The sequence below is a fragment of the Anaerotignum sp. genome (assembly GCF_030625865.1).
In the GTDB taxonomy this organism is placed as follows: domain Bacteria; phylum Bacillota; class Clostridia; order Lachnospirales; family Anaerotignaceae; genus Chakrabartyella.
On record NZ_DAOUQB010000058.1, the window covers coordinates 1 to 10,899 of the forward strand.

A 10,899-nucleotide genomic window follows, 5' to 3' on the forward strand; every position below is an offset into this window, starting at 1 on the left:
TATGGCAAATTTAACATATATGGGAACCAGAGATCAGTCTATTCGGGCAACGGCGTCTCAAGCCATTTTAAGAGGGATTTGTCCGGATGGAGGGCTTTATATACCGGAAGTAATTCCTACGATGGAAAAATCTTTGGAGGAACTAGGCAAGTTAAGCTATCAGGAGTTGGCTTATGAAGTGTTAAGTTTATTTTTGGATTTTACGGAGGAGGAGTTAAAGGCCTGTATCAACGGAGCATATGATGATAAATTTGATACCTCTGAAATTGCTCCTGTGGTACAGAAAGGGGACGCTTTGTTTTTGGAACTATTCCATGGCAGAACCTTAGCCTTTAAGGATATGGCGTTATCTATCTTGCCCTATTTTATGAAAACGGCGGCAAAAAGAGAAGGGATAGACAAGGAAATTGTGATTTTAACGGCAACTTCGGGAGATACGGGAAAAGCGGCGCTGGAAGGCTTCGCTGGAGTTGATGGAACCAAGATTATCGTATTTTTTCCTGAAGATGGTGTCAGCCCAGTACAGAAATTACAGATGACCACCCAAGAAGGGGACAACACCTGTGTTGTTGGAATCCTAGGGAATTTTGACGATGCTCAGAGTGCAGTAAAAAGTATTTTTACGGATAAGGCTTTAGGGGAGGATCTGGAAAAGAAGGGATATGTATTTTCTTCTGCAAACTCCATTAATATCGGGCGGTTGGTGCCTCAGATTGTATATTATTTCCATGCTTATCTGAACGCGGTGAAGCAGGGAACCTTGAAGATGGGGGAGGAAATTAACTTTACGGTGCCAACAGGGAATTTCGGAGATATTTTGGCGGGATGGTATGCAATGAAACTGGGTCTTCCTGTAGGTCATTTTGTTTGTGCATCCAATGATAATAAGGTGTTGTATGACTTCTTCCGTACCGGTACTTATGATAGAAACCGAAAATTCCATGTTACCGTTTCTCCTTCTATGGACATTTTGATTTCCAGCAATTTGGAACGTTTATTGTGCCACATGGCAGGGCAAGATGTGACAAAAGCGGATATGGCAAAGTTAAACCAAGAAGGCAAGTATTCCGTTGAAATTACAGAAAAAAAAATCAGCGGTGCGTTTGCAACGGAAGAAGAAACCTATGGCGCAATTAAAAATTTCTTTGAAAAGACAGGTTATGTTATGGATACCCATACGGCAGTTGCCTATGCCGCATACCAGAAATATAAGGAAGAAAGCAAAGACCAAAGCAAAGACCAAAGACCTATGGTCATTGTTTCTACCGCAAGTCCTTATAAATTCACAAAGGACGTTATGATGGCTATGGATCAAAAATATGCCAAGGAAGATGCGTTTGAATTGATGCATGTTTTGGAAAAAATAAGCGGTGTTTCCATTCCTGAACCCATCCGTGGCATTGAAGATCGACCTGTTCTACACAAAAATGTGTGTGAAAGGGATAAAATTAAAGAGTTTGTAAAAGGATATTTGTTGTAAGAATTGAATTTATTATGAAGAATGGGCAATTCTTTTTATAATACGTCTTTTTCTCTTATGCAGAAATAACAAGAAAAGTCCCACTTTGGGTTAAGGCTTTGCTGGCCTTTGAGAAAGTGGGCGTCCAGAGAGGAAAGCCGTTGATTTTGTTTGTTGTATGGATTACAATATATTAGAAAAGCTTCAAAAGTAACCAAAAAGTGTTTTAGTTATTTTTATGACAAAATAGTTGAAAAACAAAACAACGAATCTAAAAAAGCATAAAAAGGAGATAATACCATGAAAATGTTCATCGACACAGCGAATGTGGAACACATCAAAGAGGCAAATGATTTAGGCGTTATTTGCGGCGTTACAACAAACCCTTCCCTGATTGCAAAAGAAGGCAGGGACTTCGTTGAGGTAGTAAAGGAAATTACAACGATCGTTGACGGCCCAATCAGTGCAGAGGTCATCAGCCTTGAGCATGAAGGCATGGTAACAGAAGCCAGAGAATTGGTGAAAATCCATAAAAATATTGTAATTAAAATTCCTATGACTTTAGAAGGCTTAAAGGCTGTAAAAATTTTGACAGCTGAGGGCATCAAAACCAATGTAACATTGGTTTTCTCTGCAACACAGGCTTTGATGGCTGCTAGAGCTGGTGCAACCTATGTGAGTCCTTTTTTAGGCAGAGTGGATGATATTGGGGCGGTAGGCATGACTTTGATTGAAGAAATTGTTGAAATATTCGATGTACACGGAATCGAAACAGAAATTATTGCCGCTAGCATTCGTAATCCTTTGCACGTGATTGATGCAGCAAGAGTAGGCTGCCATATCGCAACTATCCCTTACAACGTATTAATCCAGATGGCAAAGCATCCTTTGACAGATATTGGTATCGAACGTTTCTTGAAGGATTGGGAAAGCGTACCTAAAAAATAATCAAATGTAACTGTGGTTTCAATATCGTTTTTGGAGGTAAAAACATGAACCCTATGGATCAATTGACGATCAACACCCTGCGGTTTCTTTCCGCAGAAGCTATTCAGAAAGCAAACAGCGGCCACCCCGGTTTGCCTTTGGGCGCAGCACCAATGGCGTATACCTTGTGGGCTAAGGAAATGAAGGTAAACCCCAAGAACCCTGCATGGGATAACAGAGATCGATTCGTTCTTTCCGCAGGACACGGCTCTGCCTTGTTATACTCTTTACTCCATGTATTTGGTTATGGTTTGACCATTGAAGATTTGAAAAATTTCCGTCAAAGAAATTCTTTAACACCGGGACATCCTGAATACAAGCATACCATTGGTGTGGAGACAACCACCGGCCCTTTGGGACAGGGGATTGCCAATGCAGTGGGTATGGCTTTGGCAGAAAGTCATTTGGCTGCAAAATTTAACACACCTGAATTTAAAGTGATAGACCATTATACTTTCGCCCTTTGCGGTGATGGCTGTTTACAAGAAGGCGTTGCTTCTGAAGCGGCATCTTTAGCAGGAACGATGGGTCTTTCCAAATTGGTTTTATTATATGACTGTAATAAAATAACAATCGAAGGCGGTACTGATGTAGCATTTACGGAAGACGTAAAAGCTCGTTTTATTGCATACGGTTGGGACGTTTTTGAAGTGGCAGACGGCAATGACGTGGATGCTCTTACAGAAACCATTGAAAAAGCAAAAGCTACGGACAAGCCTGCATTGGTTAAGGTAAATACACAGATTGGTTATGGCGCACCCAATAAACAGGGAAAAGCATCTGCCCATGGCGAACCTCTTGGTGTAGACGAAATTGCCCTGGCAAAACAAAATCTTGGATGGAATTATAAAGAAGATTTCTTTGTACCTGAAGAAGTAAAGGCGCACATGGCTGAAATTATTGCAGATGGGGAAAAGGCAGAAGCGGCTTGGAATGGAATGTTCAAAGCTTATACTGAGAAAAACCCTGAACTGGCAAAAGAATATGCTGCTTGGCATAGCAACGAGTTGGCAGTTGATCTTTTAAATGATGAAGATTTCTGGAAAAATGAAGGGGATATTGCAACCCGTGCTGCATCTGAAAAGGTATTGCAGAAAGTTGCAAAGGTAGTACCCAACTTGTTTGGTGGTTCTGCTGACTTGGCCCCCTCCAACAAGTCTTTGATGAAAGAAAGAGAATATTTCAGCAAGGAAAACCCCGCCGGCTCCAATGTACACTTCGGTATTCGTGAGTTTGCAATGACAGCTATGGCAAACGGTATGGCGGTTCACGGTGGTTTACGTCCTTATGTGGCTGGTTTCTTCGTATTTGCCGATTATATGAAGGCTGGTCTGCGCATGGAATCCTTGATGGGCTTACCTGTAATCAGCATTTTAACCCATGATAGCATTGGTGTTGGTGAAGATGGACCTACTCATCAGCCTATTGAACATTTGGCAATGCTTCGCAGTATGCCTAACTATATTGCGTTCCGCCCTTGTGATACAAGAGAAACAGCCGCTGGGTGGTATACCGCACTAACGAAATTGAATACGCCTACGGCGTTGATTCTTTCCAGACAGAATTTGCCTGCCTTGGAAGGTACGGGCAAGGAAGCGTTAAAGGGTGCCTATATCTTGAAGGATTGCACTGGAACACCTGATGTTTTGCTGATGGCCAGCGGTTCAGAAGTTGAACTGATTTATAAAGCATATGATGTATTGGCAGAAAAAGGTGTGAAAGCAAGAGTAATCAGTATGCCAAGCTGGGATTTGTTTGAGGAACAAAGCGCAGAATATAAAGAAAGCGTTATGCCTAAGACTGTTAGGGCAAGACTTGCTGTGGAAGCGGCGGCAGAGTTTGGCTGGCATAAATATGTAGGGTTGGATGGTGCTGTCATTTCCATGAATGGGTTTGGTGCATCAGCTCCTGCTGGTTTATTATTTAAGGACTTTGGTTTTACCGTTGAGAATGTTGTGGAAAAGGCATTGACACTGGTAAAAGCATAATTTATTTGAAAAGAACAGCTCTCGGGGGGATGTGGGAAAATTTATTAGGATTTCTCCATCCCCAAGGGCTTTTTTATTTAGGAAGGAGGGGTGATATTGCGTACTTTTATCGCCATTGAACTATCGCCTGAGGTAAGAGATTATCTTTCAGATGTGCAGAAGGAAACGCAGAAGCATTGTCGGCGAGGGAATTATACGCCCCAAGAGAATTTTCATGTTACGATACATTTTTTGGGTGAAATTGATCCCGCGGATGTGGAATATGTGAAAGAAGCTATGTTTGAAGTAGCACAAAGAAACAAGGTCTTTGATTTGAAATTAGGGCAAATAGGCTTTTTCGGCAGAGGCGATAAGGGAATTCTTTGGGCAGGGCTGGAAAAAAGCGATCCATTACAACGGTTGTTTTTCGGGTTGGAAAAAGGCTTGGAAAGACAGGGTTTTGCCAGAGAAAAAAAGGGGCTTAGTCCCCATATTACATTAGGACGAGAAGTAGAGCCTCAAAGAAATTTTTCTGATGTACAAAAAGCAGTTGTTTTAGACGGCAGAAGTTTTACGGTGGAAAAAATCACTTTAATGGAAAGTGTACGAAGAGGGCCCAGATTAATTTATAAGCCGATTTATCGGCAGCTATTAAAAGGTTATCGTGCATAAGGGTAATTTTGCCAATAAGATTGCGTTTATGGGATAAAATATAAAAAATTTTATTGCGAAACGAAAGATAAGGCAGGTGAAAGGTGCTTTTTGTTTTTCGGATTATTTAAGGAGGAAAAAGAAAATGCAGGAAATGGAAAAGGCAGTTATTACTGTGTTGGGGCAAGATTGTGTAGGGATTACTGCAAAGGTATGTACGGCTTTGGCGGAAAGCAACATTAACATTTTGGATATTTCACAAACCATTGTGGGTGGTTACTTTAATATGGTAATGGTTGTGGATATTACAAATATGAAACTTCAATATGATGAGATTTCTGCAAAGCTCGATGCTCTTGGTGACGAGATGAATCTTAAAATTAAGGTTCAGCATACAAAAATCTTTGATGCAATGCATCGCGTTTAATCAAGGAGGGCTGAAGAATGATTACGAGAAATGAAATTCTAGAAACCAACCGTATGATTGACGATATGAACCTTGATGTTCGTACCATTACAATGGGAATCAGTTTATTGGACTGTGCCGATGCAGACATTGAAAAGTTCAATGAGAAGATTTACAACAAAATTACCACCTATGCCAAGGATTTGGTCAAGGTTGGGGATGAATTGGCAAAAAAATACGGTGTTCCTGTTGTGAACAAACGCATTTCCATTACACCTATTGCAATTGCAGCGGCGGGATGTAAAACAGACTCCTATGTGAGCATTGCTCAGACCTTAGACCGGGCGGCAAAGGAAGTGGGTGTTAACTTTATCGGCGGCTTCTCTGCTTTGGTGCATAAGGGGTATACCGAAAGTGATAGAAAATTGATTGCATCTATTCCTGAGGCTATGGCAGTTACTGATCGAGTTTGTTCCTCTGTTAATATCGGAACTTCCAGAAATGGTTTAAACATGAATGCCGTTAAGGAAATGGGCGAAGTGATTCTAAAGACTGCGGAATTTACAAAGGATGCGGAATGCATCGGTTGTGCAAAGCTGGTGGTTTTCTGTAATGCTGTTGAGGATAATCCGTTTATGGCTGGTGCATTTCATGGTGTTGGTGAGGCAGATTGTGCCATAAACGTTGGGGTAAGCGGCCCCGGTGTTGTGAAAAAAGCATTGGAAGAAGTGCGTGGCGCAGATTTTGAAACCCTTTGTGAAACGGTGAAACGTACTGCATTTAAAATTACTCGTGTGGGACAGATGATTGCCAGAGAAGCTTCTGAAAGATTACATGTGCCTTTTGGCATTATCGACCTTTCTTTGGCACCTACCCCTGCGGTTGGTGATAGCATTGCAGAAATTTTTCAGGAAATGGGTTTGGCAGAGCCTGGGGCACCGGGAACCACTGCGGCTTTGGCTTTATTGAATGATAATGTGAAAAAAGGTGGCGTTATGGCATCTTCCTATGTTGGCGGGTTAAGCGGTGCGTTTATCCCTGTCAGCGAGGATCATGGTATGATCGAAGCGGCGGAAAAAGGTGCACTGACATTGGAAAAATTGGAAGCTATGACCTGCGTTTGCTCTGTGGGCTTAGATATGATTGCCATTCCAGGTGATACCCCTGCCTCCACTATTTCCGGTATTATTGCAGATGAGGCGGCAATCGGTATGATCAATAATAAAACAACAGCAGTTCGTTTGATTCCTGTAATTGGAAGAAAAGAAGGCGGACATGTGGAATTTGGCGGTTTATTGGGACATGCACCCATTATGCCTGTGAATCGTTATAGCTGTGCCGATTTTATTGCTCGTGGCGGAAGGATTCCTGCTCCAATTCATAGTTTTAAAAATTAATTTTCGAAAATAAAAAGAGTAGTTCTATTGATATCTATAGACGTTGTTCGTATTTTTGCAGCAAATTTACGAGTGGTTTCGAAATCAATGGGGCTGCTTTTTTATGTGCTCCAACTACAACCAAATTATATCTGAAATTTTATCATATGATGACTTTGGAAGCCACGTCTGTTAATGTAAAAAACTGTAAAAGTTTAACGAATTTCTTACGATACATTGTAAATAGAAGGAATATTCCTTTTATATGGAGAAATAAAACAAGTAAAATTTGGATGCAAAGGGGAGGGAAGAGATGAGCACGCAAAAAGCCTATGAAAAAGCAGAATTTTATATTGAAGAAGGGGAAAAAATACGACGATAAAAACTGCTGAGAATCAGTTGTGGGTTTTTCTGTTAACGTTTGACAGTAATCTATAAATGAAAGTGGCATAGAAAAACATAGAGATTAAGTTTTGCAAAGAGAAAATATTTTTTGAGGAAACAATGATAATAATAGTTGGTTTGCATATCTGATTGAAAAAAGACAGTTAACAAGAAGTAGGGATGTAAGGCTACTGTAAATCGTTTGTGCAAAATGTTTAAAATTGATTGGAAAGACCGTGCAAAATTTTATTAAAATTTGAAGAAATTTTTTGAAAAAATACGTAAAAAAGCTTGCAATTCCAAGTGCTTTCGTGTATACTGATTACTGTTGTGACATAGAGTGTTGAGGCAGAAGGTTGCCAAAAGCCTATAAAATCAAGGCTTTTGGGTGTTTCTGCGGAGCGATGTCCAGTTCAAGAAACCGGGCGACAAGGTCACTGTACTGAATATTAGGGATTTACTACTCTCTCGTAGGGCGGTTGAACGTGTCCGACGTTGCAGGATACACCCGGATAAGTGTGCAGTCACCACTTGTCGTGCTGAAATCAAAAGTACGAAAAGGAGGGGACTTTTTTTATGGCTAACCCAAAAATCAGAATCAGTCTCAAAGCTTACGATCATAAGTTGATCGACCAGTCTGCTACGCAGATCATCGAAACAGCAAAGAAAACAGGAGCACAAATCAGTGGTCCGATCCCTCTTCCCACAAAGAAGGAAGTTGTGACGATTATCAGAGCGGTACACAAGTACAAAGACTCTAGAGAGCAGTTCGAGATGAGAACACATAAGAGATTGATTGATATTCTTAGCCCTACAGCAAAGACCGCAGATGCTTTAAGCCGTCTGGATTTGCCTGCTGGCGTAGATATCACATTAAAAGTAATGAAATAATTTTTGAGGTGTGTAAGGGTTGCAACGAACCCAACGTATTTCTAAAAAAGATAACATCCAAAACTGGTTTATATAAGAAGTATATGCGAAACAAAATATCGACAACAACTCTTATATGAATCTAGAATGATTACCCTGAAAGGGGCAATCCGCTGTAGAAAATTAGGAGGTGCACGAAATGAAAAAGGCTATTATGGCTAAGAAGGTCGGTATGACACAGGTTTTCACTGAAAACGGCGCGTTGGTACCGGTAACAGTTCTTGAAGCAGGCCCTTGCGTTGTTGTTCAGAAGAAAACAACTGAAAACGACGGCTATGAAGCAATTCAGGTTGGTTTTGTGGATGCAAAAGCAAAACATGTAACAAAGCCTACACAGGGTCATTTCGAAAAAGCTGGTGTAACAGCAAAGAAGTTTGTAAAAGAATTCAGATTGGAAGATGCAAGTGCATATGAAGTTGGCACTGAAATCAAAGCTGATGTATTTGCTGCAGGCGACAAGGTTGATGCAAGCGGCATATCCAAAGGTAAAGGATTCCAGAGTACAATTAAAAGATATAACGCACACAGAGGTCCCATGGGTCATGGTTCCAAATCTCACAGAGTAGTTGGTTCTATGGGTTCTTCCGCAACACCCAGCCGTGTTAAGAAAGGCAAAAGAATGCCTGGTCACATGGGCAGCGAAAATGTAACAATTCAAAATCTTGAAATCGTTCGTGCTGATGCAGAAAAGAACTTACTTTTGATCAAGGGCGCAGTTCCTGGTGCAAAAGGTTCTATTCTGGTTATCAAAGACAGCGTAAAGGCTTGATAAACTTTACGAAAGGAGGAAACTAACATGGCAAATGTTGCAGTATTAAACATGAAGGGCGATCAGGTAGGCTCAGTGGAACTGAATGACGCTATTTTCGGTATAGAAGCAAATGAACATGTAATGCATCTGGCAGTTGTTCAGTATCTGGCAAACCAGAGACAGGGCACTCAGAGCACAAAGACACGCGCGGAAGTTCGCGGCGGTGGTAGAAAACCTTGGAGACAAAAAGGCACAGGTAGAGCAAGACAGGGCTCCATCCGTTCCCCTCAGTGGGTAGGCGGTGGCGTTGTATTCGCTCCCAAGCCCAGAGACTATTCCTTCAAGCTGAATAAAAAGGTAAAGAGATTGGCACTTCAGTCTGCTCTTTCCGTAAAAGCAGCAGAAGGCAAAATCATCGTAATGGATGAATTGACTTTGGCGGAAGTTAAGACAAAAGAAATGGCTAAAGTGCTTGAAAACATCAAATGCGGCAAGGCTTTGATCGTTATGGACGGCGCAAACAGCAATGTAATGCTTTCCGCAAGAAACATTCCCGAAGTAAAAACAGCTTCCGTAAATACAATTAATGTATATGATCTTTTGAAGTACAACACATTGGTTGTAACAAAAGATGCGGTAGCGAAAATCGAGGAGGTGTACGCATAATGGCTGATTTGAAATATTATGACGTAATCTTGAAGCCCGTCATCACAGAAAACAGTATGTCTGTTTTGGACGAAAAGAAATATACTTTCATCGTACACCCTGAAGCAACAAAAGCTCAGGTTAAGGATGCGGTTGAAAAAATGTTTGCTGGTGCAAAGGTTGCGGCTGTAAACACAATGAACTACGATGGCAAGCCCAAAAGAAGAGGCATGCGCTTTGGTAAAACACCTAAGTTCAAAAAAGCAATCGTTAAGCTGACAGCTGACAGCAAGGATATCGAAATCTTCCAGGGAATGTAATCCATAGAAGATTAAAACGAAAAAGCAAAACACACGGCAACGTGTAGATAGATAGAAAGAAACTCGAAAGGAGTGCAGAAGATGGCAATTAAGAGATATAAACCATATACACCATCTAGAAGACACATGACAGTGTCCGCTTTTGATGAAATTACAAAATCAACTCCTGAAAAATCTTTGGTGGTACACCTTAAGAAAAATTCAGGAAGAAATAATCAGGGCAAATTGACAGTACGTCATCACGGCGGTGGCTCCAAAATCAAATATAGATTGGTAGACTTCAAACGTAATAAAGACGGGGTTCCTGCAACAGTTACGGCGATCGAATACGATCCTAACAGAACAGCAAACATCGCGTTAATCGTTTACGCTGACGGTCAGAAATCTTATGTTTTGGCACCCGTAGGCTTACATGTTGGCGATAAAATCATGAATGGTCCTGATGCGGAAGTAAAAGTGGGTAACGCAATGCCTATGAGCAAAATTCCCGTTGGTGCCAGCATCCACAACATTGAAATGAAACCTGGTAATGGCGGTCAGTTGGTTCGTTCCGCTGGTAACGTTGCACAGCTGATGGCAAAAGAAGGCAAGTATGCAACTGTAAAACTTCCTTCCGGCGAAATGAGACTGTTGCCTATCGAATGTAGAGCAACTGTTGGTCAGGTTGGCAACTTGGATCATGAATTAATTCATATTGGTAAGGCCGGCAGAAAACGTCACATGGGCGTTAGACCTACTGTAAGAGGTTCCGTAATGAACCCTAACGATCACCCTCACGGTGGTGGTGAAGGTAGAGCACCTATCGGTCGTCCATCTCCTATGACACCTTGGGGCAAACCTGCTATGGGTTATAAAACAAGAAAGAAACACAAAGCTTCCAACAAGTATATTGTTCGCCGTAGAAACGGCTAATAGATCGGAATGTGTGAGGGCAGTAGCCTAAATACAAAAACACGAAACAAGGAGGATTAAAACATGAGCAGATCACTCAAAAAGGGACCTTTCGCTGATGACCATCTGTTA

11 protein-coding genes are annotated in these 10,899 nt (G+C 41.3%); all 11 read left to right on the forward strand.

Going from position 1 to position 10,899, the window contains the following annotated elements; genetic code table 11:
• Nucleotide 1 precedes the first annotated feature (1 nt).
• The 11 genes from thrC to rplB all read left to right on the forward strand — a co-directional run bounded on the left by thrC (nucleotide 2) and on the right by rplB (nucleotide 10,788).
• On the forward strand, nucleotides 2-1,480 hold the full coding sequence (gene thrC / locus P9Q65_RS12330; protein ID WP_304509745.1) for a threonine synthase: 1,479 nt from the start codon (nucleotides 2-4) through the stop codon (nucleotides 1,478-1,480).
• Nucleotides 1,481-1,759: 279 nt separating this feature from the next.
• Nucleotides 1,760-2,407, forward strand: coding sequence for a fructose-6-phosphate aldolase (gene fsa / locus P9Q65_RS12335; protein WP_304509746.1), 648 nt, complete (start codon nucleotides 1,760-1,762; stop codon nucleotides 2,405-2,407).
• A gap of 44 nt (nucleotides 2,408-2,451) precedes the next feature.
• Nucleotides 2,452-4,434 (forward strand): transketolase, encoded by a 1,983-nt coding sequence (gene tkt, locus P9Q65_RS12340; RefSeq protein WP_304509748.1) that lies wholly within the window; start codon nucleotides 2,452-2,454, stop codon nucleotides 4,432-4,434.
• 96 nt (nucleotides 4,435-4,530) lie between these two features.
• Nucleotides 4,531-5,085 (forward strand): RNA 2',3'-cyclic phosphodiesterase, encoded by a 555-nt coding sequence (thpR, locus tag P9Q65_RS12345; protein ID WP_304509750.1) that lies wholly within the window; start codon nucleotides 4,531-4,533, stop codon nucleotides 5,083-5,085.
• A gap of 133 nt (nucleotides 5,086-5,218) precedes the next feature.
• Nucleotides 5,219-5,491 carry an ACT domain-containing protein gene (locus P9Q65_RS12350; protein WP_304509761.1) on the forward strand — a complete coding sequence of 91 codons (273 nt, stop codon included), beginning with the start codon at nucleotides 5,219-5,221 and terminating at the stop codon, nucleotides 5,489-5,491.
• Nucleotides 5,492-5,508: 17 nt separating this feature from the next.
• Nucleotides 5,509-6,867 carry a PFL family protein gene (locus P9Q65_RS12355; protein ID WP_304509752.1) on the forward strand — a complete coding sequence of 453 codons (1,359 nt, stop codon included), beginning with the start codon at nucleotides 5,509-5,511 and terminating at the stop codon, nucleotides 6,865-6,867.
• 939 nt (nucleotides 6,868-7,806) lie between these two features.
• Nucleotides 7,807-8,121 (forward strand): 30S ribosomal protein S10, encoded by a 315-nt coding sequence (gene rpsJ, locus P9Q65_RS12360; protein ID WP_304509753.1) that lies wholly within the window; start codon nucleotides 7,807-7,809, stop codon nucleotides 8,119-8,121.
• Nucleotides 8,122-8,299: 178 nt separating this feature from the next.
• Complete coding sequence (gene rplC / locus P9Q65_RS12365; RefSeq protein ID WP_304509754.1) at nucleotides 8,300-8,929, forward strand: 50S ribosomal protein L3; 630 nt, start codon at nucleotides 8,300-8,302, stop codon at nucleotides 8,927-8,929.
• A 27-nt stretch (nucleotides 8,930-8,956) separates the two neighbouring features.
• Complete coding sequence (gene rplD / locus P9Q65_RS12370) at nucleotides 8,957-9,577, forward strand: 50S ribosomal protein L4 (RefSeq protein ID WP_304509756.1); 621 nt, start codon at nucleotides 8,957-8,959, stop codon at nucleotides 9,575-9,577.
• Nucleotides 9,577-9,876 carry a 50S ribosomal protein L23 gene (gene rplW, locus P9Q65_RS12375; protein ID WP_304509758.1) on the forward strand — a complete coding sequence of 100 codons (300 nt, stop codon included), beginning with the start codon at nucleotides 9,577-9,579 and terminating at the stop codon, nucleotides 9,874-9,876. The genes rplD and rplW overlap by 1 nt, the downstream gene beginning before the upstream one ends.
• Before the next feature lie 81 nt (nucleotides 9,877-9,957).
• The gene (gene rplB / locus P9Q65_RS12380; RefSeq protein ID WP_304509759.1) at nucleotides 9,958-10,788 is read left to right on the forward strand and encodes a 50S ribosomal protein L2; all 831 of its coding nucleotides are present in this window, start codon (nucleotides 9,958-9,960) and stop codon (nucleotides 10,786-10,788) included.
• Nucleotides 10,789-10,899: the final 111 nt, after the last annotated feature.